This window comes from Mesorhizobium sp. BHbdii, assembly GCF_053848045.1.
The window spans coordinates 1,844,128-1,868,292 of record NZ_JBSPKX010000001.1; the positions used below are offsets into that span (position 1 = coordinate 1,844,128).

Below are 24,165 nucleotides of genomic sequence, written 5' to 3' on the forward strand. Positions count from 1 at the left end.
GAACAAGGGGAATTCCAATGACTGAACGCTCAAACACCAAATCAAACTACTCGCGGCGCGATGCCCTGCGTTTGATGGCCATAGGTGGGGCTGCAGGCCTCATTGCGCCCAATCTGTTGGGCAAACCCGCCTTCGCCCAGAACTCTCCAGCGAGCCCAACCGGCCGCGTCGTCGTCGGATTTTCGCAGGAACCCACCGTCTTCAATCCACTGATGCCGCATACCGAGTGCGACGACGCTGTGCATTTCTCAGTGTTTGATGCACTCGTTCGCATGGACCCCAAGGGCGTTCTTCAACCCAATCTTGTGGTCGAAGTGCCCAGCCAAAAGAACGGCGGCATTTCAGAGGACGGACTTGTGTGGCGCATTCGCCTGCGTGATGACGTCCGCTGGCACGACGGCGAGCCCTTCACTGCCGATGACGTGAAATTCACTCTCGAGCTCATCACCAATCCGAAATTCCGCGCGTGGCGCACGGCGGGCCATTCGCTGGTGCGCGATATCAAGGTGGTCTCGCCGACCGAGCTCACTTGGCGGATGGAGGAGGCTTTTGCCCCCTACCTGTCGTTTCTCGCCGAAACCTTCATGGTGCCCAAGCACATCCTCGAAAAAGAGGCCGACCCCAACGCCGCCGCCTTCAATCAGGCGCCTGTCGGCACTGGCGCATTCAAGTGGGCGCAGCGCATCGCCGGCGATCATATCGAACTCGTCGCGAACGCGGATTATGCCGGGGAGGGCCCCTATTTGGAGCGGCTCGTCTTCAAATACATCCCCGACATGACAGTGCTCTACACCCAGTTCAAGAGCGGCGACATTGATCTTGTCGACCAGGCATTCATAACCGCCGACCACTACGCGGAAGCCAGCAAACTATCGGATCGCGTGGTCATGTTGGAGCGCGGGGCATCGGTCGAGTCGATCTATCTCAATCTTGAGAAGCCGCAATTCAAGGACCCGGCGGTCCGCCAGGCGCTCTACGCCGCAATAGATAGGAAAGCGATCCTCGAAGGACTTTATTACGGGGTCCACTCCCCCACCGAGACGTTCATGCCGCAGAATTCCTACTACTACAATCCGAACCTGCCGGCGCAGGAGTTCAACATAGAGCGCGCGCGCCAGATCCTCGACGAGGCCGGCTGGGTACCCGGAGCCGATGGAATACGGGTAAAGGACGGGGTGCGTCTGTCGTTCGCCAACTCCACCACCTCCGGCAACCACCTGCGCGAGCAGACGCAGCAGTTTCTGCAGCAGACATTCACCGAGATCGGGGTGGAGATGACCATTTCGAACCTGCCGGCCGCCGTCATGTGGGGCGATTTCTGGCTCAAATCGCAGTTCGAGTCAGCGATCTCCGGCGTAACCAATGTCATCGCGGGCGACCCCGACGTGTCCAACCGCCTGCACACCAAGGCGATCGTTGCGAAGGGCGGAAAGGGCTCGAACACAGGCCAGTACTCCAACCCGGAGGTCGATGCGCTGCTCGAGAAGGGTACCCGCACCTTCGATCGGGAAGAGCGGCGCGCCATCTATCTGCGTGTGCAGGAAATTGTTCGTCAGGATCTGCCGTTCCTGCCTCTGTTTGCCTACGCCAATGTGTTCGGCCGTAAGGAAGGGCTGGAGGGTTTCGAGGCAAATTCCAACGCCCGCGTCGCATCCTGGCATGCCGCCGGATGGCATTGGAAGGGCTGACATACTTATGCCGCCGCCGCCTTGCGGCGGCGGCCAGTCATGTCTTGAAAGAGGAGAGTTAAATGCGCGGCTTCCTGCTCAACCGGCTCTCACAGAGCCTCATCCTGCTCCTCATCGTCTCGGTCATCGGGTTCCTCGTCCTGAACCTGCTGCCGGGGGGTCCGCTGGCGCAATTCGGGCTCGATCCCGGCATGACGCAGGACGATCTCGATCGGCTGAAAGAGCAATTGGGGCTAAACCGTCCTCTTTTAATTCAATATCTGGACTGGGCCCGGCGCCTTGTACAGGGTGACTGGGGCCACTCCTTCCGCGATAGCGCACCTGTGCTGACAGTGATTGGCCGGCACGTCTTTGCCACGCTGCTGCTGATGGGTACGTCCACCGCGATCGCAATCGCCATCGGCACCTGGATCGGCATTCGCGGCGCCACGCACCGCTATTCGCTGTTCGACCACGTGGCGACGGTCGGCGCCATGGTCGCGCTGTCGATCCCGACCTTCTGGTTCGGGCTCGTCGGCATCTACATCTTCTCCCTGCGGCTGGGCTGGCTGCCTGCAGGCAACATGTACACGATCGGCGACGGTTCGGTCCTCAACTACCTGCATCACCTCATCCTGCCAAGCATCGTGCTGTCGCTGGTTCATGTTGCGATCTGGAGCCGCTACATGCGCACCGCGACGCTCGACGCCATCAGCCAGGATTTCGTCAAGACCGCCCGCGCCAAGGGCCTGAGCGAGCGCCGAGTCATAATGAAGCACGTCGTCGGCAATGCGCTTTTGCCGATGATCACACTGGCCGGTGTGCAGCTTCCCAGCATCCTGACCGGCGCGCTGGTGACCGAGACGGTGTTTACCTGGCCGGGCATGGGGCGGCTGTTCCTGGACAGCCTCGGCTACAGCGACTACCCGGTCGTGATGGGACTGCTGATGTTCTCGGCCATCCTCGTCATTCTGGGCAACCTGATCGCAGACATCGCCGTGGCAATCGTCGACCCGCGCATTCGTCTGGGTTGAGCGCGTAACCTCACGCCCCAACAGGAGGCACCCGAAATGACCGCTCTCGCCGCAAATGCAGGACCAAGCCGCTGGTGGCGCAGCCGCACCGTGCGCCGTTTCACGAGCCATCATCTGGCGTTGCTGGGGGTGGCGATGATCACCCTTCTCACGCTGGCATGCGTCTTCGGCCCTCATCTCCTGCCCTATGATTCCCTATACATCGATTTGCGCGCCCGCTTTTCACCGCCGCTGACCGGCAACCACTATCTCGGGACCGATCCTTTGGGCCGCGACGTGGCGGCGCGACTGTTCATGGCGGGGAGGACCTCACTGCTGGTGGCCTTCTTCGCCATGCTGCTGTCAACGCTGATCGGAACTCTCGTCGGTGTGATCGCGGGCTACCGCGGCGGCTGGATCGGCGCAGCGCTGATGCGCACGGTCGACGGCTTCCTGTCATTCCCCTCCATCTTCCTGCTGCTGGCCTTGGCCGCGGCACTGAAGCCGAGCCCCGCTATGGTCACCGTCATCGTCGCTGTCACCAGCTGGATGGAGGTAGCCCGTATTGTCGAGGCCGAGGTACGGTCATTGCGCGAGCGCGAGTTTGTGCTGGCCGGGCGCATGCTGGGGCTGAGCGGCACGCATATCATGTTCCGCGAGATCCTGCCCAACGCCATGGGCCCGATCATCGTGGCCGCTACGCTGACAGTCGCGCGCGCGATCCTGCTGGAAGCCTATATCAGTTTCCTGGGTTATGGCATTCAGCCGCCGCTGCCCAGCTGGGGCAACATGCTCGAGGGCGCCCAGCAGTATCTGGACAGTGCGCCGTGGCTAGCGATCATTCCCGGGGCCGCCATCACGATCGCCGTGACCAGCTTCAATTTCATCGGCGACGGGTTGCGCGATGCGCTCGACGTGCGGGACGACCGTGTCTGATCTCGCCGGCAAAGGCAGACCACTCCCGATCCCGAAAACCAAGCGAGAAGTGACGTGACTCAAGTACACGAGCCCAAAGTCGCCGACAAGAACACGCCCTACTGGTGGGAAGCGGCATCCGTCATGCCGCTGCCGCCGCAGCCCCTGGTCAAGAAGCTCGACGTGGTGATCGTCGGCGCCGGCTACGCCGGCCTTTCAGCTGGGCTTGCGCTGGCGCGCGAAGGACGCTCGGTTGCAGCTTTTGATGCGATGAATCCGGGCGAGGGGGGCCTCGTCGCGCAATGGCGGAATTACCAGCGGTAGTATCCGGTTGGACTATGCTACGATCACCCGGCGCTTCGGCGAAGAGAAAGCCATGGCGATCGAGGCCGAGGGCAAGATCGCGCGCGAATTCCTGTATGATTTCATCAGAACGGAAAAGCTCGACTGCGACTTCAAGCTGGTTGGCCTTTTCAAGGGCGCCATCGGATACGAGCAGTACGAGAAGATGGCCCGCGGTGCCGAGGCGTTGGCGAAGAAACTTGGGATCGAGTCTTACCCCGTTCCATATGCAAAGCAGCGCAACTACATCGGCACCGACTTCTATCGCGGCGGCATGGTCCGGATGGACATCGGCGGGCTGCACCCGGCCAAGTTCCACGCTGAGCTCCTGCGGGTGGCCCTTGCTTCCGGTCTGACGGTGCATTCGAACACGCCCGTGACGTCGATCGAAAGGGCTGGCTCCGGGTTCCGCGTCGTGACTTCGGCCGGAACTGTGCAGGCGCGGCAGGTCCTGGTCTGCACGAACGGCTATACCGATGGCGCCAATCCCTTCCTGCGCCGCCGCCTCGTCCCGGTTCGCAGCCGGATCATCGCGACCGAGGAACTCGCGCCTGAAGTGATGGCGCGCCTGACGCCGAAGCTGATGATGATGAGCGAGGGCCGTGAACTGGGCTTTTATTACCGGCCCTCGCCGGACGGCAGACGCATCCTGCTGGGCGGGCGCGACAGCTCCCGTGTAGGTGATCCAGCGGCCCCCACGCTCCGTCTGCGCAACGGGCTGGTCGAACTTTTCCCGGAACTGGAGAATGTTCGACTTTCGCACAGCTGGTTCGGCAATGTGGCGATGCACCGCGACATGCTGCCCCGCATCTTCGAGAAGAACGGCGTGGTCTATGCCACCGGCTTCTGCGGTTCGGGTGTGGTCTGGGCGCCATGGATTGGCACGCGTGCAGCCCACAAGCTGATGGGACATGGCGGGCAGGCGCGCACCGCGTTCGATTTCCGGCCGCCTGCGGCCATCCCGCTCTATCGTGGCAATCCGTGGTTCATGCCGGCCGTTATCAAGGGCTACGCCCTGCAGGACCGAATCGCCTGGTGGCGCGCCAGCCGCTGACGGCCAAAGGTGACGGCCTTTTGACCATTCGTCGCTGCGGCCCGGCTGGAGGCACCGCGGAGCTTGAGGGCGCTGGCGAAGCGCTATGGAATCAACCAGAAGACCGTCGCGAAGTTGCAGAGTCGGATCTGTGTCCTCGATCTACCGACTGGGCCGAAGGAGGCGCGGTCGACCGTGCTCACGGTCGAGGAAGAGGCCGTTATCGTCGCCTTTCGACGCTATACGCTGCTGCCGCTGGATGACTGCCTCTATGCGTTGCAGCCGACGATCCCCGCATCTGACACCCTCGTCATTGCACCGCTGCCTGCAGCGTCACGGCGTCAGCCGCTTGCCCGATGTCAAAGGCGACCGGCCGGCGAAGAAGAAGTTCAAGAGCTATCCGATCGGCTACTTTCCATATCCACATCGCCGAGGTGAGAACCAAACAGGGCAAGCTGCACAGGTTCGTCGCCATCGATCGTACCTCGAAGTTCGCCTTCGTGGAGTTGCATGAGAAGGCCACCACTGTCGTCTCCCGAGAGTTCCTGCTCCGGCTGATCGCGGCCGTTCCCTATAAGATCCACACCGTGCTCACCGACGATGGAATCAGTTCACCACACCCGATGCCGGAGGCTCGGCCGTGCTGCTGATCAAAGAGGCTATCGCCAACGGCGAACGCTTCTGGGCGCATGCCTTCGAATATGCCTGCGCCACGAACGACATCGAGCACCGTACGACTAAGGCCAAGCATCCTTGGACCAATGGACAGGTCGAGAGGATGAACCGCACGATCAAGGACGCCACGGTCAAACGCTTCTACTACGAGAGCCACGATCAGCTCAGGTAACACCTCGCCGACTTCGTTTGCCGCCTACAACTTCGCTCGCAGGCTCAAGACCCTCAAGCGCAGGTTGCGCCGCCCTGCGCCGAACTGGAACTCGGTCGGGCTTGAGCAGCTCGTATCGATCAAGCGATCAAAAACCCGCACATCTGGCGAAGTCCTAGATGATTTCGGCACATTCTTTCGAGCGCACGATGCGATGAAAGGCTGATCGGAACTTTGCTTCCGCATTCTTGGCAGCCGAGGTTGGTTGGAACATGTCGCCCCGAGTCGAACGCATTCACAGCGATGAGCGTCTCCCGGCCGAGGTCAACGTCGTCATCGTCGGCGGCGGCATCCTCGGCTCTACGGCCGCCTATTTCCTGGCGAAGCGTGGCCTCTCTGTGGCTCTGCTCGAGAAGGGCCACGTCGCCTGTGAACAATCGAGCCGAAATTGGGGTTGGTGCCGCCAGCAGAACCGCGATCGGCGCGAACTGCCGCTCTCGGTGATCTCCATGCGACTGTGGGACGAGCTGACGCGCGATATCAATCGGGACCTTGGATTTCGACGCTGCGGTCTCGTCTATGCGACTCACGACGAGGCTGTGCTCGCCGGCTGGGAAAGGTGGCGCGAGGTCGCCAGGGAGTACGAGGTCGACACCCGCATGCTGAGCCGGGCGGAGGTGGCGGAGCGCGTCCCCGAAGCGCGCGACAAATGGGTCGGCGGGACCTATTCGGACCGGGACGGTAAGGCCGAACCTGCGCTCGCCGCGCCGGCTATCGCCGATGGGGCCAGAGCTCTGGGCGCCACGATCCACCAGGAATGCGCCGCGCGGGCGCTCGACTTGGCCAATGGCAAGATTGCGGGCGTGCACACGGAGAAGGGCTACATCAGAACCAGCGCGGTGCTGTGCGCCGCTGGCGCCTGGTCCTCGCGCTTCCTTAGGCCGCTCGGGATCAGTTTCCCCCAAGCGAGCATCCGGCAGACCGCGCTGCGTTCCACCCCGACAATCAACATAGGCGAGGCGGTCTCCACACCCTACTGCACGATCACGCGCCGACTGGACGGCAGCTATACGCTTGCGATCAGCGGCAAGGCGAACCTCGAAATCACGCCCCAAGCTATCCGGTATAGCCGGGAATTCATGCCGCAATTCTTGCGTCGCCTGAAGAACGTCAGGCTCGGCATCGGCCAATCGTTCCTTTCGGGGCCGGATTCAATGCCGGCGCTGCTGACCAGCGACGATCGGATCTTCGAACAGAATCGGGTGCTGGATCCTCCACCGTTGAAATGGCTGGTAAGCCAAGTGGTGGAGAGTGTCCGGAAGACCTTCCCCCAACTCCGCGACATAGAGATCGATAGTGCGTGGGGCGGCTTCGTCGATTGCACGCCGGACGCAGTGCCTGTGGTGTCGCAGGTGGACGGGGTGAAAGGCCTCGTCCTCGCGGCGGGCTGCTCGGGCCACGGCTTCGGTTTGGGCCCGGGGCTTGGCTATCTGGCCGCAGAGCTTGTCGTAAACGACACGCCTAGCGTCGATCCTACACCGTTCCGCCTGTCGCGTCTGGTCGACGGCTCGAAGCTGGACATCGCCGCTATCTGAAGATCAGCCGGAAGTCAGGCCTGACGCGCACCAACCGAAGTCAAGGTGTCAGCAGACGGGTGAGCGGAATCCCCACGTTCCCTCGCAGTCAAGTCTCCGGGTGCATGAGCGCAACGTGGTAGGAGTTGCACCAGAATCCGCTCGGGAGAGCGCCGCGCTCGGTCGACCTTCCCGGTCGGCAGCACCATGTTGGACTGTGGCCGTGTCACCGTCAGTCCCTTGATTCCCGAGAATCCATCCGCGAGTGCCTTGGCGTTGGCGTGATCCTCAGCCAGGCGTTCGACATGATGGTCGAGCGCGCACAGTCCCGCCGCTGCAACTATTCCTGCCTGCCGCATCCCTCCGCCGAGCATCTGTTTCTGATCGTTGAAGCGGCATCGGCGGGGTTGGGCGTTGCCCCTCAGTCCCATGGTCCTTGCAACCGACGACATAGATAGAGAACGGCTCATCGCACCGGCCGGCTTCGATTCCGACGGAAGCCACTACGGGCTCATATGGATAGGACAAACTGAACTGTCTGGGAAAGCTCACGATCTTGCTCGATGGCTGGAAGCAGAATGCAAGATTTCGTTTGGCTAAGCAGGTATGCAGTAGATGTCGGTCAAATCCCTCGTGCGCCAGATCAGCGGTGGGACGCCTCAGCGCGGATCAACGCCTCGGCCATGTAGAGATCCTGTAGGGAGATGCCGGAGCTGTCGAAGACGGTGATCTCTTCGTCGGAGCGGCGTCCCGGCGCACGGCCTTCGATCACATCGCCGATTGGCGTCACGATGAGCGTGCCCGCCTCGACCGACTCGCGCACATGCTGGAACTCGCCGATTTGAATGGACTGGGAAGGCAGGTCGCAGAACAGGCTTGCCCTCGACAACAATTCGCTCGCCAATTCGCGCTTGCCTGGGGCATCCGAACCCATGCTCACGATATGAGTTCCGGGTTTCACCCACGTCGCATCGAACAGCGGTTCGCGCGAGGGTGTCGCCGTCACCACGATGTCGGCCGCGCGTACGGCTTCTTCGGCCGGTACGGCGCGTGCAGTCAGGCCGTGGTCCCCGATCCGGTCTACGAAAGCGTCGCGGCGTGGTGAGGGACTGGCCACGACCAACACGGTCTCGATGGGGCGGATGCGAGCAAGGGCTGTCACCTCGAAACCCGCCTGATTGCCTGCGCCGAAGATCGCCAGAAGCTTGGCTTGCTTCCGCGCAAGAAGATCGGCCGCAACCGCGTCGGCGGCGGCCGTCCTGTAGGCGTTAACCTTACCGGCCTCAATCACCGCACTGAGTCGTCCTGTGTCCTGGTCGAGCAGCACGATGGTGGAGTTGTGACGGGGAAGGCCACGTGCCGGATTGCGCGACCAGAAGGAGCCGATTTTCACGCCGGTAAGGTCGTTCGACGAACCGGATTTGATTGAGAAGGTATTGGTCGCCTCCCGTGCACGCCCGAGAACCGCGGGAAAGACCAGGCTCTGTTTCGAAGCGGCAGCAACGAGAGCTCTCCGCACGGCGTCGAAAGCCAGTTCATGGGTGACCAGGGCGGCTGACTCCTCTTCGCTGATGTAGATCATCCCGAATACCTCCTGAGCAACAAGCGGTTCATCGTTGGGGCGTGTTGCGACTGTGCGATTGCGGGGGCTTGGATCGCGTCCGTTGTGAACCGTGCGGGCGCAACACGGATCGCCAAACGATGAAAGCGAGGCGATACGAGGCCCGGATATACTTCGCCCGCTTTGCGCAGTTTGGTAAGCCGAGGAATGGCTCAAAACGAATAATCTCGCTGATCTGAACGGGCAAAACAGCAGCGAAATCTGTGCGCCGGACGCCACCTTGAGGTTCGATCTCTGGGTAAATCGAAGGCGTCTTGCGCATGGCCGTTGGGCTTAACAATCACATCGTCGGCGATCCGACCGAGCTGACCGCGTTCGAGACCAGCCATGTGCCGGGCGCGCTGAAGCTGTCGCAGGAAATGGGCTGGCCTTACCGCAGCGAGGACTGGGAGTTTGCTGCCAGGGTGGGCGAGGGCCTTGTTCTTGAGCGTTCAGGCGAGGTGATCGGGTCGGCAATGTGGTGGAACTACGGGCAGGCCTATGCCTCGGCCGGGATGATCATCGTCACCCGCTCCGCGCAAGGCGGCGGCAATGGCTCGCGGCTCTTCAACGCGTTGCTTGAGGCGACGGAAGGTCGCAACGTGCTGCTCAATTCGACCGAAGATGGGCTGACGCTCTACAGGCGACGCGGCTTCACCGTTTGGGGCACCGTGCTTCAGCACCAGGGCCAACTGAACGTCCCCGTACCCGCGAAGGCCTGCGCCGACATCAGGCCGGCGAAGGTATCAGACCTGCCGGCACTCCGCGCCTTCGACGAACGGGCCACCGGAATGCCTCGCGGGCCGATGGTCGCTGCGCTTGCCGATGTGGGCGACGTGGTGGTGATCGACCGTCGTGGACGGGTCACCGGTTACGTGATCGCCAGGAAATTCGGGCGCGGCTACGTTGTCGGCCCAGTGGCCGCCGAAAGCGCAGAAGACGCGCAACGCCTGATCCTAGACCAGCTTTCGAGGCTCCACGGCCAGTTCGTGCGCATCGACGTCTATGCCGAGCATGGATTGGGCGACTGGTTGGAAAGCCTTGGCCTTGTCAGGGTCGGCGGAGCCACCGCCATGGTCAAGGGGCGGCGACCAATGCCCGACGGTGCGGCCTGCACGTACGCCCTGGCGAACCAGTCCTTCGGTTAGTGATGAGGAACATCGAGAACATGGAAACGAACGCGAAATCGCTGGAACCGGTCCAAAAGATCGATGGCCTTGTCACACCGTCGCTGCTGCTGGATCGCGGGAAGCTCGAGCGCAACATAAACCGTCTCGCCGACCACGCCAGGAAGCTTGGCGTTGTGTTGCGCCCGCACATGAAGACGGCCAAGAGCATTGACGTCGCCCGACAGGTCTTCCCCACTGAACCCGGCCCGATCACGGTCTCGACAATCGCCGAGGCGGAATATTTCGCTGACCACGGCTATCGCGACATGACCTATGCGGTCGGCCTGTCGCCGGCCTCGGCTCTGCGCGCCTCGGAGCTCTGCCGCCGCACCGGCGTCGACCTGAAGCTGCTGCTTGATACCGTTGAACAGGCCGATGCCCTGGCCGATGTGCGCAAGGCCACGGGCGTTACTCCATCCGTGTTCATCGAACTGGATTGCGACGACCATCGCGGTGGACTGAAGCCGGACGATCCCAAGCTCATCGAGGTCGCCGACCGGGTGGTCGCGGCGGGCGCCCACCTCGTCGGCGTCCTCGCCCATGCGGGCGAGTCCTATGGTTTGAGCACGCCCGACGCGCTGGTGAAGGCGGCAGAGAACGAGCGTTCGGCCACGGTGCGAGCCGCCGAAATTCTGCGCACTCGAGGCCACGCCTGCCCGATCGTCAGCCTCGGCTCGACGCCCACCGCACACTTCGCCGAGAATCTCGATGGCGTCACCGAACTGCGCGCCGGTGTCTACATGTTCTTCGACCTCGTCCAGCACGGAGTCGGGGTCTGTGCCGTCGACGACATCGCGATTTCAGTGCTGGCCACGGTGGTCGGCGTTAAGCCGGAGAAGGGCTGGGTGCTTGTCGACGCGGGGTGGATGGCGCTCTCGCGCGATCGCGGCACCGCGAGCCAGCGGGTAGATCAGGGTTACGGCCTGGTATGCGACGAGGCGGGTCGCGTGCTCGAAGACGTGATCGTGTCACAGGCCAGCCAGGAACACGGCATCCTGGCGATCCGCAGCGGCTCGGCCAAGAGCATGCCAGACCTTCGGGTCGGTGCCCGGGTGCGGATCCTGCCAAACCACGCCTGCGCGATGGCCGGCCAGCACGATTTCTACAGCGTCGTCAACGGAGGAAGTCCGGAGATCGACGCGCAGTGGGAGCGGATCCGCGGCTGGTAGAAGTTCCGATCTCCACGCTTTGCATGGCGTCGATGCAAGCTGACGCTCAGGTGGTGTAAAGATGAAACTGACGTCCTACTGGCTTGATACGTCCCAGCCGTTCGATCGAGGTTCGCCCAAGCCCCTCGAAGGCCGTTACGACGTGACCGTGATGGGTGGCGGCCTGACCGGATCCTCCGCAGCGCTGGCCCTTGCCAAAAAGGGGGCCCGGGTCGCCCTGCTCGAGGCCCAAACGATCGGCAACGCCGCATCCGGCCGCAATGGTGGCATGTGCAACAACGGCTTTGCCCAGAACTACGGGGTCATGGCCGGCAAGTACGGCAAGGATGCCGCCAACGCGATGTACAAGGCCTTCGATGCCGGCGTCGACATGGTCGAGCGGCTGGTGCAGGAAGAACGGATCGACTTCAGCTTCGCCCGGGTCGGCAAGCTTAAGCTTGCCGCCAAGCCCGAGCACTACGACATGCTGGCGCGCAGCCAGGAGCTCTTGGCGGCCAATGTCGATCCCGAAACGCGGATGATAGCCCGCCCCGACCTGCGCAGCGAGGTTGGGACCGACCGTTACCACGGGGGGCTGCTTTTTCCCAAGAGCGCCAACATGCATGTCGGTCGTTTCGTACGCGGCCTAGCAATCGCGGCGGCGCGGCGCGGCGCGGAGATCCACGAACACGCACCCGTCACGGCTCTGCGCAAGGTCGCCGACGGGCATGAGGTCGAGACCTCCAAGGGCAGGATCGTCGCGCGCCAGGTCCTGCTGGCGAGCGGCATCTCCCAGGTCGGTCCGCTCGGATGGATCCGCCGTCGCATCGTGCCGGTCGGCGCGTTCCTGATCGTGACGGAACCGCTGTCCCCTTCGAAAATCGAGCGCCTCATGCCGGCCCGTCGCAATGTCGTCGACACGCGCAACCTCGTCGTCTACTGGCGGCTGACCCCGGACAATCGCATGCTGTTCGGCGGGCGGGTCCGGTTTGCGGGGTCCAACCCTCAATCAGACGAGAAAAGCGGCCGCATTCTGAAGGCGACGATGGTTGACGTCTACCCCGAACTGGCCGGCGCCCGGGTCGACTACTGCTGGGGCGGGTTGGTCAACATGACCCGCGACCGCCTGCCCCGCGCCGGAGAGCGCGACGGTATATACTACTCGATGGGATACAGCGGGCACGGCACGCATATGTCGACGCTGATGGGCAGCATCATGGCCGAGGTCATGGACGGGCGCCCAATCTCAACCCCTGGAAGGATTTCAACTGGCCGGCGATCCCCGGATATTTCGGGCGTCCCTGGTTCCTGCCAATCCTCGGCGCCTACTATCGGATGAAGGACCTCGTGACATGACCACGCCCCTCGAGCACCTGTCTCGCAACGGCCGCCTCGGCACATTCTTCATCGACGGCGAATGGCGCGCGCCCAGGGGCACTGGCCAGGCCGCCGTCACGAATCCGGCGACGGAAGAAGTGGTGACGCAATTTCCGCTCGGAAATGGCGAGGACGTGGACGCCGCCGTTTCCGCGGCCCGCCGGGCATTCGCCACCTGGAGCCGGACCGAGCCGGAATATCGCGCGGGGTTGCTCGATCGTCTGCAGGCGCTGCTCGAGGCTCGCACCGAGCTGCTTGCGCAATGCCTGACCCTCGAAATGGGCGCGGCGATCGCATATGCGCGCACCGCGCAGGTGCCGCTGGCGATCGCCCATGTGCGGGTCGCTCGCGAGGTCCTGACGGCCTTCCCCTTCGTCGAGCAGCGCGGTCACACCGCCGTCACTCGCGAACCGATCGGGGTCTGCGCGCTGATCACACCGTGGAACTGGCCGCTCTACCAGATCACCGCCAAGGTCGCGCCGGCACTCGCCGCAGGCTGCACGGTCGTGCTGAAGCCGAGCGAGCTTTCTCCGTTGAGCGCCCTCCTGTTCGCCGAGGCGATCGAAGAAGCCGGCTTCCCGGCCGGTGTCTTCAACCTCGTCAATGGCGACGGCCTTTGCGTCGGTGCGGCTCTCGCCTCCCATCCGGATGTCGACATGATTTCCATTACCGGCTCCACCCGCGCGGGCATCGCGGTGGCCCAGGCGGCAGCGCCGACGGTCAAGCGCGTCGCGCAGGAGCTCGGCGGCAAGTCGCCGAATGTGATCCTCCCGGACGCCGATCTCGATCGCGCCGTCTCGCTGGGCATCGCCGCCGCCTTCCGCAATCTCGGCCAGTCGTGCAGTGCGCCGACTCGTATGATCGTGCCGCGCGCGCAACTTTCCGAGATCGAGTCGATTGCCAAGCGGGCCGCGGACGATATCGTTGTCGGCGATCCTCTCGCGGCGACCACCACCCATGGCGCAATCGCCAACGGCGCCCAGTTCGACCGGGTTCAGACGATGATCGGCGTCGGCATTTCGGAAGGCGCGAAGGTCGTCGCCGGCGGACAGGGCCGTCCCGGCGGTCTGAATGCCGGATTCTACGTCAAACCGACGATTTTTTCCGAGGTGCGCACCGGCATGCGTATTGCCCAGGAGGAGATCTTCGGCCCGGTTGTTTGCGTTATTCCTTACGAGACAGTGGACGAGGCCGTCACCATCGCCAACGACACCGTCTATGGCCTCGGGGCGCATGTGCAGGGCAAAGACATGGACGTCGTCAAGGACGTCGCGTCGCAAATCCGCGCCGGGCAGGTGCATCTCAACTACCCGGCGTGGGACCCTCACGCGCCGTTCGGCGGCTTCAAGCAATCCGGAAACGGACGCGAGTACGGTCTCGAGGGCATGCTGGAGTATCTCGAGGTCAAATCGATCCTCGGCTATTTCTAGGCGTCTTCTCGCCAGGCGCAGGGACGCGCGCCAGTGGCGCCATCTATTCCAACAGGCTGCCTTCGGTGAGCTCCGCACATTGCGGTATGCGGTCTAGCCTGCGACCTTGATGAGCGCTTGCTCCATGGATGCAAGGAAGTGGTCAACATGCTCGGCTTGGCAAACGAGCGGAGGGCGCACTTTAAGTGCATCCTCATTGGCCCCTGTTGTGCTGATAAGTACGCCGTCATCCCGCATCGCGTTGACCACATCCAAAGCCATTGCACGCCGGCCCGCAGCCGGTGTGTCCTCAGGCCCCATGTCGATGCCAAAGAAAAGACCGGCGTTTCGGATCGCACGAATTCCATGATGCTGCTTTGCGATCTTTTCCAGTCCGGCTCGGAGGCGCTGGCTCATGGCAAGCGCCTTTTGGGGAATTTGGTCACGCTGCAGGATCGTTAGCACGGCGTCCGCGGTCGCTATTCCAACGGTGTTTCCGGCGAACGTGTTCGAGTAGCGCGCGGTGGCGCCAAACTGCTCCATCGGGGCTCTGCGACCAACGACGGCGCCAATTGGAAATCCGTTGCCCATCGGCTTGCCGAGGGTAACAAGATCCGGAACGATCCGGTGCCGCTCGAAGCCCCACATATGGGAGCCAGTTCGGCCGAAGCCCGGTTGAACTTCGTCGGCAATGACGAGGCCACCTGCCTCCCGCACCACCGTAGCTCCGCCGGCAATAAAACCAGGAGGATCTGCCCATACGCCATCGCTGGAAAAAATACTGTCGATGAGCAGGGCCGCAACGCCTATGCCACGACGGTTCAGATCCGTGATGGCTGATCGAATCTGTGCCTCGAAAAAGTCCGCAGCCTGGGCCTGCGGCACGCCCGCCGGCCCGGGTAGGGATACCATGCGCACGAACGGGCTGAGCTTGACGGCGTCGCCCAAGTTCGGCGAAACCGCGGCGGTAGCCGCACTCGTGCCGTGATACGCATAGGAGGAAACGATCACGCCTTCGTTGCCGCTCGCAAATCGCGCGATACGCAGGGCCAGATCGTTGGATTCACTCCCCGTGCAAGTAAAGACCACCCGGTCGAGCTCGTTTGCGAAAGTATCGACCAATCGCTCGGCATAGTCGACAAGTTTTGGCTCGAGATAGCGCGTGTTGGCACTTATCCGGCCCGCCTGCTCAGCCATTGCGGCGTTTACTTCCGGGTGGCAATGGCCGAGAGACGGCACGTTATTATAGAAGTCAAGATAGGCCCGCCCGTCAGGATCGTAGAGCCACATGCCTTCGCCGCGAACGAAGTGCACGGGCCGGCGGTACTGGAGCCGATAAGAGGCCCCCAGAACGTCGTCACGGCGAGCAATTAGCTCGGACTCGCGCCTGGGAAGATCGGATTCGCCAGGTCTGTAGCGATTCGGCATGAGATCGGTGGACATGTGCAGCTGCCTATCTGAACGAGTACCTTGATCAATTCACGGTTCGGCGACCGTGCCTGTCGGGCGAACCGATATGCCGTTGCAGCAGGACGACGACATTGCCGCCTGGACTGCCGCCTCGCCCGATGCGACACCAAGTGGCGTCAGGATGGAGAGGCCATGCTCGGCACGCGCGACGTTCTTTTTGATGTACTGGGCGTCGACCGGAAAAAGGTGGGAGCGCCAGTAATTGACCAGGATCAAAGCGCTTTGTCGCGCCCGCATCAATCCGACGAGCAGTCTTGCTTCCAGCGCCGAAATTGCAGTGACCGAGGCATAGCCGGCGATAAGATGTTCGGCCCCACCCAAAGGAAGGTCCGGATCCGTCACGGCGTGACTTGCCGCGATCGCCAGATCCTGGATCCTGGGGCTCCAGCAGCCATCGCCAAAATCGATGAAACCCGTTCCCTGGGCAGTCGTCATCATATTGAATGGGCTGGGATCATTATGGGTGACCTGCCACGCCACGTTCGAGATTTGTGGCTCAACAAACTCCACATAGTCCGCCATCGCGACGCGAACGCTGTCGGCAATGCTCCCGGATGGGAGGTATTGCGCTAGTTCCATCAACCGCGACCAGCACCCGACATGCCAAAGAACGGGGCGGCGGGCCGCGGGCACGTTGACTTGCGCAAGGGCCAAGTCCAGCCGGGCCAGAGCGCTGCCAGTTCGAAAAAGCAGGTCCGGAGTGGGCACCGCCTTGTGCAGCGGAACGCCTTCGATCCGGGTCTGCAAGTACCCGCATACCCCTTCTTCCTCAAACATCAACGCGCCGCTGCTGGTGCGGAGCACTTCGGGTGCAACGAAGCCCGCGGCCCCTTGCAATCCCGCCATGGTGGCGCTTTGGAAACGAAAGCTGTCGACCGCCTCCGGTCTTGTCGACGTCTTCAGGATCAGTCGGCGGCCGTGCGACAGGTTGACCTCAACGGTGCGCTCGACCTCGGAGCATAATGTCGCCATCGATCCCGCCAATCCGTAGTGACGCTTAAGCAATGCCGCCGACATGTCTGGTTCCGCGGAAGCCGGCCGCATGGCCAGGATTGCGGCGGCAGTGTGAAAATAGGCTTCGGTTGAGGCTGCCGCGTAAGGCAGATGGTCGCGTCCCGCAGCCATGGAGCCATTGGGCTGACCTGCTTCTTCATCGGAGACCAGATGACTACAAGCACCCAACTCGAAAGATCCTCGCCTGCTGGATACTGGTGTTCTTCATGCTGCGAGAGGCTGAGCGGTCCAGCCAATAAACCCGCGCCCCATCCTCGCCCTCAGATCCCGAAAACGCCCGGTAGCTCCGTCACATCGCGGATTTCGGTGTACTCGTAATAAGGGTTGGCCGGCTCATGGCCGCGATTAACCCAGACCTTGCTCTTGACCCCTAGGTCATAGGCAGACATCAGGTCGTGGCGGAAAGACGAGGAAACGTGAGTTATGTCCTCCGGGCCGCATCCCAGCATGTCGAACATATATTCGAACGCCTTGAAGTGCGGCTTGTAAGCCCCCGCCTGTTCAGCGGTGTAGACGGCATGAAATGGCGCGCCGAGTTTTGCCACGTTCGACGGAATTTGGGCCATCATGGAGTTCGAAAGAATAACCAGCGGAATTTCCTTGGCTAGTTTAGCCAAGCCCTCGGGAACGTCCTGATGCGGCCCCCAGGTCGGGATGCGGTTGTAGATCGTTTCAGCGTCTTCGGCACGGAATGCGACGTTGTTGCGGCGGCACGTGCGCTCCAGTGCGTTGTGAACGACATCGGCATAGGGCTTCCAGTCCTGCAACACCTCATCGAGGCGGTAGGCTTGGAAGTTTCTGATGAATTCGTCCATACGCGGCCCATCCAGAAGATGACCGAACAGATCCCGAGCGGCTCCCGCCATTTGGAAATTGATCAGCGTGCCGTGGCAATCAAAAGTCACGTATTTCGGCCGGAAGCGATCCATGTCCTTGGTTCCTGTCAATCTGCCGTGTTAGCCGAGCATAGCCGCAGGCGTTTGGCAGAATGTGCCGCAATACATGGTCGTTCGGCAGAAGGGCCCTCCGGTCTACCGCAATCGAAGCACGATCTTCCGCAGTACTGTTTCTTTCGCCCCTCCTGAGCCGAAACCGACCTGTAGCGCTCGCACAGTGTGCTGAGCCGAGCCGAATAGATCAGGGCGGCCCGCGTCCGATTGTCGCTCGATAGGCACGCCAACCCCTGGCCAAGGCCCATCCTTCGTGTTCGCGGGCGACGGCTGTACTCCATGACCGACATTAGGCGCAAAGCTGACCAATCGGGCGGTCCTTTGGCCCAAAGCCACACTGGTCATCAATGATGGGAATGCCGCCTCGAACGCATCCGTTGCACTAGACGGGACATACTCGAAGCGCCGACACGGCAAACCAAACCTTGGTGATTGCGCGGTGAGACGCGTGAAGCCCCGCCGACCGTTCCCCAACATAATCCGGTCGCGATCGAACGTGCGCCGTTCAGCGGGATACCGCCTCGGGTGACCGTGCACACTCAGGTGGCCAAATGCGGGCTCTAATTCCGCGTCGGAGACGTTTGTGTCGCTGTTCAGCGTGCTCTTGGATATGATATGGCAATTACCTTATCAGTCGGTCCAGTGGGGCATTGGACCGACTGAGAGCAAAAAAAGCGCCACGAAATGAAATACTTAGACAGGCGATTTGCCATTGCGCCTATGATGGATTGGACGGACCGGCATTGCCGGTTCCTCCATCGCCAGTTGACGCGCCGGGCATTGCTCTACACCGAGATGGTAGTGGCCGACGCGGTCATCCACGGCGAGCGCGAGCGCTTGCTCGGCTTCGATGGTACGGAACATCCGGTCGCGTTGCAGCTCGGCGGCTCCGATCCGCAGAAGCTTGCCGAGGCGGCCCGCATCGGCGAAGCCTTCGGCTATGACGAGATCAACCTCAATGTCGGCTGCCCGTCCGACCGCGTCCAGTCGGGTACGTTCGGCGCCTGCCTGATGAAAGCACCAGTCCTTGTCGCCGATTGCGTGGCGGAGATGAAGGCTGCTGTCAGCATCCCCGTCACCGTCAAATGCCGCATCGGTGTCGACGAGCAGGATCCTGAGCCGGCGCTCGATGCGCTGGCGGACGGGGTTTTCGCGGCCGGCGCAGATGCGCTGTGGGTGCATGCCCGCAAAGCGTGGCTGGAAGGACTGAGCCCGAAGGAAAACCGCGACATCCCGCCGCTCGACTACAACAGGGTGTATCGGCTGAAGGCCAAAAACCCGAACAAATTCATCGGCATCAACGGCGGCATTCAGTCGGTAGACGAAGCGCTTCGCCATCTTGATCATGTCGATGGTGCCATGCTCGGACGCAGCGCCTATCACACGCCGGGCATTCTGGCAGCCGTCGACGCCACGTTTTACGGTGACAAACCCAACCCGTTCGATTTTGCCGCGCTGATCGATGCCATGGCGGATTATGCGGCGCGCCATATCGAGCGGGGCGGGCGGCTTGGCCATGTCACCCGTCACATGGTCGGCTTATTCCACGGCCTGCCCGGTGCGCGCCGCTACCGGCAAATCCTTTCGACCGACGCGACAAGGCCCGGGGCCGGACCGGATGTGCTGAAGGCGGCTTTCGCTGCTGTCGATTTCGGCGGGACGGACGCCGAAGCAGCCTGACTTGTTCAGTCGCGCAAGATCTGCGGCCGGTTGCGCGTCTTGCGCAGTCCGTTCAGCAATACAGGGGACCGTCGATGGCTGGGGCAAGCCGGTCAAGCTAAGCGGCGCTCGCCCGCTCGCCGTCCTGCATTTCTTCTCTGATCCCGCGTGCTGCGCCCCGGACGCGCAGCGCATCGCGCTTAGGCGGCGCCTGGAATGTGCGGCGATATTCGTGCGTGAATTGCGAGATGCTCTCGTAGCCCACCTCGAATCCGGCGCTGGTTGCCGAAAAACCTTCATCGAGCATGAGGCGGCGTGCTTCGATTAGGCGAAGCCGCTTCTGGTATTGTCCCGGCGTCAGCGACGTCATGTGCTTGAAGTGCTTGTGGAAGGCCGTGAGGCTCATTGCCGCTGCTGCCGCTAAACGCTCGACGGGAACACGCGATCGATACTCGGCTCTAAGAATCGCGATGGCCGCCGCGAGACGACTCGCGTGGCTGTCCGGATCCGCCAGCGACCGCAGGGCTGCGCCGTGCTGACCGGATAGGAGCCAATAATGCAGCTCATGCATGATTCCGGGGCGCAGGAGCGAAATGGAATCCGGTCGGTCCAGCAAGCGCATCAGCCGCACTGCGCAATCCAGAATCGCGGCATTGGTGTCCTCAACGAACAAGGTGCGTGTCTCTGACGGGCGCTGCGCACGCACGATGCCCAACTGCGCCGCGACCTCGCGCAGGAGCGTCATCTCGAGTTCGACCGCGACGGCCAGATAAGGCTCGCGCTGGCTTGCCTGCACGATGCGTCCGGCGACCGGCATGTCCGCGCTCACGATCACGGACTGCCCGGCGGTGAAGACTTGCTGCTCCCTGCCCACGGTCATCAGCTTAGCGCCCTGCAGAACCAGACAAACCAGCGGCCGATAGACCGAATGCAAGTCGCGATGTGGTGACTCGACGCACATCATCCGCAGACCCGGCACTGGCGTCAGCGCCAGGCCATCTCGGTTTGCATGGCGGGCGGCATAGGTGTGAACGGCATGTTTGAGGACGTCCATGCAATGTCTCCTGCAGCGGCGCGATCCTGGCGATCCTAGCATGCGGGCGGACAAACATCACCTGGGCTGCAGGATCGAGCAAGTTTTGCGCATGCGTTGGCAAGCTGTCGACCGCATCGCTTGGTAGGAAATGTCCCAACCGAACAAGCCCGCTCGACAAGGAAGGGAATTCATATGTCTGGACAGAATGAAGTACCGAGACGAGCCGTGCTGGCGGCTGTCGCCATGGCTCCCGTAGCACTCGCGGTGGGCGCCGCCCACGCGCAAACGACCGGCCAGGCGCCGGTGTCGCTCGGCAAGGTCGCCCTGGTGACAGGTTCTTCCCGGGGCATCGGCGCCGCGACGGCCAGGCGTCTCGCTCGTGACGGCTATGCCGTCACCGTCAATTGCGAAAAGAACCGCGGTCTCGCGGCCGTCGTAGTCCGGGATATCGAGGCAGATGGCGGGCGCGCCATCTGGGTGCAGGCTGACGTCAGCGACCCAAGTGCGGTACAACGCCTGTTCGAGGAAAACGAGCGCGCGTTCGGCGGCGTCGACGTCGTCGTGAGCAATGCCGGCATCATGCGGCTCGCGCCTTTCCGCGACATGACCGACGCCCACTTCAGCCGGATGGTCGACGTCAACCAGAAGGGCAGCTTCTAGGTGCTGCGCGAGGCGGCGCGGCGCGTGCGCGACGGCGGCCGGATCATCGCGCTGTCCTCGAGCATCACTCAGCTGCGCAGCCCGACCTATGGAGCCTACGCCGCCACCAAGGCCGCGCAGGAACTCTTTGCGAACGTCCTCGCCAAGGAGCTCGAGGGGCGCATGATCTCGGTGAACGCGATGGCGCCGGGCCTAGTGAACACAACACTCTTCACCGACGGCAAGACCCCCGAGCAAATCGCCGGTTTCGCCGCTCGCACGCCGCACAAGCGGCTGGGCGAGCCTTCCGACATCGCCGACGCAATCGCGGCGCTCTGCAGCGGGGACGGTGCCTGGATCAACGGGCAGACGGTATTCGCAAACGGCGGGATCGTTTGACCCGATTGGCTGGAATAGATGGAGCACAGAACGATGAAAATGACGGGAAACACCATCCTCATCACCGGCGGCGGATCCGGGATCGGGCGGGAACTGGCGCTGCGCTTCAATGCGCTTGGAAACACTGTGATCATCGCGGGACGGCGCAAGGAGGCGCTCGAGCGGACGATCGCCGGGCGTGAAGGCATGCACGCCATGGTCGGGAATGTTGAAGATCCGGAAGCAATCGCAGCATTTGCCAAGCGCGTAGTCGCCGAGCACCCGGCGCTCAACGTGCTCATCAACAATGCCGGCATCATGCGCCGCGAGGATCTGACCAGGACCCGCGATCTGCGCGACGCGGAGGAGACGATCGTCACCAACTTGTTCGGGCCGATCCGCCTCAGCAATGCGCTAATCGACCATCTGGCGGCCCGGCAAAATGCCGTGATCGTCAACGTCTCGTCAGGCCTGGCCTTCGTGCCGCTGACTGGCACGCCGACCTACAATGCCAGCAAGGCGGCGATCCATTCCTATACGGTGTCGTTGCGCGAGCAACTCAGGGGCAAGGTCGAAGTGATCGAGCTTGCGCCGCCCGCGGTTCGCACCGAACTCACGCCCGGCCAGTCGAGGCGCGAGGAGTATATGCCGCTCAAGGCGTTCATTGACGAGGCGATGGCGTTGTTCAGCCGGGAGCCGACCCCCAAGGAGATACTGGTGGAGCGCGTGGGCTTCCTGCGCTGGGCGGAGCGGGACGGCCGGTTTGATCAAGCGGTCGAGATGCTCAACGCTCACTGAGCGGCGCCGAAGCAGCCTGACTGTTCAATCGCGCAAGATCATGCGGTCGCCGCGCACGTCGAAACCGGACAGTGAGCCGATGAAATTCATGCCGAGCAGGCTCTGGCCGAGCATGCCGGGCGCGGCGATCATGATCGGCATGTCCTTGCGCACGATCCCGCCGATCGCCAATTCGTCGGTTCTCACAGCGGCGGCGCGCGCCATGCCGTTGGCGGTGGAAACCGGTATGGTGAAATTGAGAGCGGCTGGATTAAACCCGGCCGCTTGCGCGTCCTGCGCGGTCAGCACGGTGCTGGTTGCGCCGGTATCGACCACGGCCCGGACCGGCGTGCCGTTGACCATGATGCGCGCTTCGAAATGGCCATTGCCGGCCTTGTCCAGGGTCACCGTGGCATGGCCGTCCTCAAGGCCCAATGCCAGCGGACTGCCGGGAACAAGGCCGGCCGTTACCCGGCTGGCGAAGTCCTGCAATTCATAACGATATTGGTAGCCGGCGATCAGTGCGAGCACGATGACGGCCCAGGTGCCCAGATTGCGGGCCATCGCGCCTAAGGGGCGGCCTGATCTGAGCAGGCCGGCGCCGATGAGCGCGACCAATGCGCCAAGCCAGATCAGCCGGCTGAAATCGTAATTCTCCACGCCGAATGTGCTGCCGGCGGAATCGTTGAGCATGAGCAGGACCACGCCTGCCCCGATCGCGATCATCAAAACCCAGTAAAATCGGTTCATATGTGGCTCACGAGAGAGCGTCGCGTTCGCGCGCGAGGCGGGTGCGGCGCGTTTCCCGGCGCGGTCTGCGTTCAACCGTTTCAAGCCGGGCCGGCAGCTCGGCCATGACGCTGCGGCGGATTTCAGGGGTCATGTCGATCCAGGCGCCGATTTCCTCGCGCGTACGGCCGCAACCGAAGCAGAAGCCGGTTTTCATATCGATCGAACAGACCAGGATGCATGGGGATTCGATGGCCGTCATGATATTCTCTCAGGGTTCCGTCAGGAATCCCTTGTCTCGCTTCCACATGGTGTAACGGCAAGGCCAATGCAAGCCCTCCGGAATGCGCCGCCGGCAACCGCTTTCGCGTCAATGCAGGGAGTTGTGCCGGCCAAGCGAGGCGGCTATGCCGCTCGCCAACTCTGGGAACGATCACCGACGACATGACCAGCGCGCTGCCCTTCGACGATTTTCGCAATCTTCTAGCGACCCTACCGCCGGCCGACACGGCGGCCGAAGCCCGCGTCCGTGCGCTGTTTGCCAAGGCCGACAAACCCAAAAGTTCGCTCGGCCGCATCGAGGACATCGCCGCGTGGCTCGCCGCCTGGAGCGGCCGTGCGCCGCCGGCGGTGAACCGTCCCCTGGTGGCGATCTTCGCCGGCAATCATGGCGTCGCACGGCACGGCATTTCGCCGCGGCCTATCGCGGCCACGGCGAACGCCGTCGAGCTTTGCGCGGCGGGCGGTGCTGCGGTCAACCAGATCTGCATTGCCAATGATCTCGGGCTGAAAGTGTTCGATCTTGCGCTGCACATTCCGACCGCCGACATCACCGAGGACGCAGCACTTGACGAGCGCGGCTGCGCTGCCACCATGGCGTTCGGTATGGAGGCGATCGCCGGCGGCACCGATCTGCTTTGCCTTGGCGACCTCGGCGTCGGCAATTCCATCATTGCAGCGACTTTATTTGCCGCACTGTTTGGCGGCAAGGGCGCCGATTGGGTCGGATCCGGATCGGGCGCCGATGCATCGATGCGGGCGCGCAAGGCGAAAGTGGTCGATGCCGCGCTAAGCTTCCACGGCACGGGTCTCAGGGACCCGCTGGAAGCGTTGCGGCGAGTCGGCGGCCGTGAGTTCGCAGCGATTGCCGGCGCCATCCTCGCCGCCCGGATGCAGAAGATACCCGTATTGCTCGATGGATTGGTGGCGACCGCCGCCGCCGCGACGCTGCATGCTGCCAACCCCGCCGCGCTCGACCATTGCCTTCTTGCCAGCCTGTCGCCAGAGCCTGCGCATGCTCGGGCCGCCGAGCGACTCGGCTTGCGCCCGCTGCTTGATCTCGGCGTAAGCCACGGCGAGGGGGCAGGGGCGGCACTTGCCGCGGGCCTGGTGAAAGCCGCTGCGCTCACCAGTTCGGGCATGGCGGCGGCGGTTCATTAA

17 protein-coding genes and 5 pseudogenes are annotated in these 24,165 nt (G+C 62.9%); 14 read left to right on the forward strand and 8 right to left on the reverse strand.

Translation table 11 applies throughout. The features are described from left to right. The first annotated feature begins 17 nt into the window (after positions 1–17). From ACWTU8_RS08905 to ACWTU8_RS08930, 6 genes and pseudogenes are all read left to right on the forward strand, one after another. Positions 18–1,688, forward strand: a complete 1,671-nt coding sequence (locus tag ACWTU8_RS08905) for a peptide ABC transporter substrate-binding protein (protein WP_455847830.1) — start codon at positions 18–20, stop codon at positions 1,686–1,688. A 62-nt stretch (positions 1,689–1,750) separates the two neighbouring features. Then, positions 1,751–2,701 carry an ABC transporter permease gene (locus tag ACWTU8_RS08910; protein WP_455847831.1) on the forward strand — a complete coding sequence of 317 codons (951 nt, stop codon included), beginning with the start codon at positions 1,751–1,753 and terminating at the stop codon, positions 2,699–2,701. A 36-nt stretch (positions 2,702–2,737) separates the two neighbouring features. Further along, positions 2,738–3,616 (forward strand): ABC transporter permease, encoded by an 879-nt coding sequence (locus ACWTU8_RS08915; RefSeq protein ID WP_455847832.1) that lies wholly within the window; start codon positions 2,738–2,740, stop codon positions 3,614–3,616. Positions 3,617–3,739: 123 nt separating this feature from the next. After that, positions 3,740–4,991: pseudogene (locus ACWTU8_RS08920) on the forward strand (NAD(P)/FAD-dependent oxidoreductase). 45 nt (positions 4,992–5,036) lie between these two features. Next, positions 5,037–6,022 (forward strand): annotated as a pseudogene (locus ACWTU8_RS08925) (IS481 family transposase). 46 nt (positions 6,023–6,068) lie between these two features. After that, entirely contained in the window at positions 6,069–7,391 is a 1,323-nt protein-coding gene (locus ACWTU8_RS08930; protein ID WP_455847833.1) for an NAD(P)/FAD-dependent oxidoreductase, read from the forward strand. 182 nt (positions 7,392–7,573) lie between these two features. Here ACWTU8_RS08930 and ACWTU8_RS08935 read toward each other — a convergent pair. After that, a pseudogene (locus ACWTU8_RS08935) lies at positions 7,574–7,750 on the reverse strand (beta-eliminating lyase-related protein); the annotation flags it as partial. Between the two features lie 263 nt (positions 7,751–8,013). After that, positions 8,014–8,952, reverse strand: coding sequence for an ornithine cyclodeaminase family protein (locus tag ACWTU8_RS08940; RefSeq protein WP_455847834.1), 939 nt, complete (start codon positions 8,950–8,952; stop codon positions 8,014–8,016). Between the two features lie 299 nt (positions 8,953–9,251). On the opposite strand from ACWTU8_RS08940, the gene ACWTU8_RS08945 reads away from it, so the two are divergent. From ACWTU8_RS08945 to ACWTU8_RS08960, 4 genes and pseudogenes are all read left to right on the forward strand, one after another. Beyond that, positions 9,252–10,118 (forward strand): GNAT family N-acetyltransferase, encoded by an 867-nt coding sequence (locus ACWTU8_RS08945; RefSeq protein ID WP_455847835.1) that lies wholly within the window; start codon positions 9,252–9,254, stop codon positions 10,116–10,118. Positions 10,119–10,138: 20 nt separating this feature from the next. Next, positions 10,139–11,308: an alanine racemase gene (locus tag ACWTU8_RS08950; protein WP_455847836.1), complete on the forward strand. Its 1,170-nt coding sequence runs from the start codon at positions 10,139–10,141 to the stop codon at positions 11,306–11,308. Between the two features lie 61 nt (positions 11,309–11,369). Then, positions 11,370–12,643 (forward strand): annotated as a pseudogene (locus ACWTU8_RS08955) (NAD(P)/FAD-dependent oxidoreductase). Next, positions 12,640–14,094, forward strand: a complete 1,455-nt coding sequence (locus tag ACWTU8_RS08960) for an aldehyde dehydrogenase family protein (RefSeq protein ID WP_455847837.1) — start codon at positions 12,640–12,642, stop codon at positions 14,092–14,094. Before ACWTU8_RS08955 ends, ACWTU8_RS08960 begins: the two are co-directional and overlap by 4 nt. 93 nt (positions 14,095–14,187) lie before the next feature. Here the strand turns inward: ACWTU8_RS08960 and ACWTU8_RS08965 are convergent, their stop codons facing one another. The 3 genes from ACWTU8_RS08965 to ACWTU8_RS08975 form a co-directional block, all read right to left on the reverse strand. Then, positions 14,188–15,516: an aspartate aminotransferase family protein gene (locus ACWTU8_RS08965; protein WP_455847838.1), complete on the reverse strand. Its 1,329-nt coding sequence runs from the start codon at positions 15,514–15,516 to the stop codon at positions 14,188–14,190. Between the two features lie 36 nt (positions 15,517–15,552). Next, positions 15,553–16,560: a phosphotransferase enzyme family protein gene (locus ACWTU8_RS08970; RefSeq protein WP_455847839.1), complete on the reverse strand. Its 1,008-nt coding sequence runs from the start codon at positions 16,558–16,560 to the stop codon at positions 15,553–15,555. A gap of 257 nt (positions 16,561–16,817) precedes the next feature. Then, the gene (locus ACWTU8_RS08975; protein ID WP_455847840.1) at positions 16,818–17,486 is read right to left on the reverse strand and encodes a haloacid dehalogenase type II; all 669 of its coding nucleotides are present in this window, start codon (positions 17,484–17,486) and stop codon (positions 16,818–16,820) included. A gap of 705 nt (positions 17,487–18,191) precedes the next feature. Between ACWTU8_RS08975 and dusA the strand changes: the two genes are divergently transcribed. After that, complete coding sequence (dusA, locus tag ACWTU8_RS08980; RefSeq protein WP_455847841.1) at positions 18,192–19,187, forward strand: tRNA dihydrouridine(20/20a) synthase DusA; 996 nt, start codon at positions 18,192–18,194, stop codon at positions 19,185–19,187. A 97-nt stretch (positions 19,188–19,284) separates the two neighbouring features. Here dusA and ACWTU8_RS08985 read toward each other — a convergent pair whose 3' ends face one another. Further along, entirely contained in the window at positions 19,285–20,220 is a 936-nt protein-coding gene (locus ACWTU8_RS08985) for an AraC family transcriptional regulator N-terminal domain-containing protein (protein ID WP_455847842.1), read from the reverse strand. A gap of 174 nt (positions 20,221–20,394) precedes the next feature. Between ACWTU8_RS08985 and ACWTU8_RS08990 the strand changes: the two are divergent. Both ACWTU8_RS08990 and ACWTU8_RS08995 read left to right on the forward strand, forming a co-directional pair. Continuing rightward, positions 20,395–21,240, forward strand: a pseudogene (locus ACWTU8_RS08990) (SDR family oxidoreductase). A 33-nt stretch (positions 21,241–21,273) separates the two neighbouring features. Beyond that, positions 21,274–22,017 carry an SDR family oxidoreductase gene (locus ACWTU8_RS08995; protein ID WP_455847843.1) on the forward strand — a complete coding sequence of 248 codons (744 nt, stop codon included), beginning with the start codon at positions 21,274–21,276 and terminating at the stop codon, positions 22,015–22,017. 24 nt (positions 22,018–22,041) lie between these two features. Here the strand turns inward: ACWTU8_RS08995 and ACWTU8_RS09000 are convergent, their stop codons facing one another. Both ACWTU8_RS09000 and ACWTU8_RS09005 read right to left on the reverse strand, forming a co-directional pair. Beyond that, on the reverse strand, positions 22,042–22,746 hold the full coding sequence (locus ACWTU8_RS09000; protein WP_455847844.1) for a TIGR02281 family clan AA aspartic protease: 705 nt from the start codon (positions 22,744–22,746) through the stop codon (positions 22,042–22,044). Between the two features lie 7 nt (positions 22,747–22,753). Further along, positions 22,754–22,987 carry a DUF1289 domain-containing protein gene (locus tag ACWTU8_RS09005; protein WP_127208292.1) on the reverse strand — a complete coding sequence of 78 codons (234 nt, stop codon included), beginning with the start codon at positions 22,985–22,987 and terminating at the stop codon, positions 22,754–22,756. A 182-nt stretch (positions 22,988–23,169) separates the two neighbouring features. On the opposite strand from ACWTU8_RS09005, the gene ACWTU8_RS09010 reads away from it, so the two are divergent. Continuing rightward, a complete protein-coding gene (locus ACWTU8_RS09010) occupies positions 23,170–24,165 on the forward strand; it encodes a nicotinate-nucleotide--dimethylbenzimidazole phosphoribosyltransferase (RefSeq protein ID WP_455847845.1) in 996 nt (331 codons plus the stop codon).

Excerpts from the sequence above, each read along its gene's own strand:
- ACWTU8_RS08905 (WP_455847830.1), top strand. The coding sequence starts at position 18 with ATGACTGAACGCTCAAACACCAAATCAAACTACTCGCGGCGCGATGCC.
- dusA (WP_455847841.1), top strand. The coding sequence starts at position 18,192 with ATGAAATACTTAGACAGGCGATTTGCCATTGCGCCTATGATGGATTGG.
- ACWTU8_RS08950 (WP_455847836.1), top strand. The coding sequence starts at position 10,139 with ATGGAAACGAACGCGAAATCGCTGGAACCGGTCCAAAAGATCGATGGC.
- ACWTU8_RS08945 (WP_455847835.1), top strand. The coding sequence starts at position 9,252 with ATGGCCGTTGGGCTTAACAATCACATCGTCGGCGATCCGACCGAGCTG.
- ACWTU8_RS08910 (WP_455847831.1), top strand. The coding sequence starts at position 1,751 with ATGCGCGGCTTCCTGCTCAACCGGCTCTCACAGAGCCTCATCCTGCTC.
- ACWTU8_RS08915 (WP_455847832.1), top strand. The coding sequence starts at position 2,738 with ATGACCGCTCTCGCCGCAAATGCAGGACCAAGCCGCTGGTGGCGCAGC.
- ACWTU8_RS09010 (WP_455847845.1), top strand. The coding sequence starts at position 23,170 with ATGACCAGCGCGCTGCCCTTCGACGATTTTCGCAATCTTCTAGCGACC.
- ACWTU8_RS08965 (WP_455847838.1), bottom strand. The coding sequence starts at position 15,516 with ATGTCCACCGATCTCATGCCGAATCGCTACAGACCTGGCGAATCCGAT.
- ACWTU8_RS09005 (WP_127208292.1), bottom strand. The coding sequence starts at position 22,987 with ATGACGGCCATCGAATCCCCATGCATCCTGGTCTGTTCGATCGATATG.
- ACWTU8_RS08940 (WP_455847834.1), bottom strand. The coding sequence starts at position 8,952 with ATGATCTACATCAGCGAAGAGGAGTCAGCCGCCCTGGTCACCCATGAA.
- ACWTU8_RS08970 (WP_455847839.1), bottom strand. The coding sequence starts at position 16,560 with ATGTCGGCGGCATTGCTTAAGCGTCACTACGGATTGGCGGGATCGATG.
- ACWTU8_RS08930 (WP_455847833.1), top strand. The coding sequence starts at position 6,069 with ATGTCGCCCCGAGTCGAACGCATTCACAGCGATGAGCGTCTCCCGGCC.
- ACWTU8_RS08975 (WP_455847840.1), bottom strand. The coding sequence starts at position 17,486 with ATGGATCGCTTCCGGCCGAAATACGTGACTTTTGATTGCCACGGCACG.
- ACWTU8_RS09000 (WP_455847844.1), bottom strand. The coding sequence starts at position 22,746 with ATGAACCGATTTTACTGGGTTTTGATGATCGCGATCGGGGCAGGCGTG.
- ACWTU8_RS08960 (WP_455847837.1), top strand. The coding sequence starts at position 12,640 with ATGACCACGCCCCTCGAGCACCTGTCTCGCAACGGCCGCCTCGGCACA.
- ACWTU8_RS08995 (WP_455847843.1), top strand. The coding sequence starts at position 21,274 with ATGAAAATGACGGGAAACACCATCCTCATCACCGGCGGCGGATCCGGG.
- ACWTU8_RS08985 (WP_455847842.1), bottom strand. The coding sequence starts at position 20,220 with ATGGACGTCCTCAAACATGCCGTTCACACCTATGCCGCCCGCCATGCA.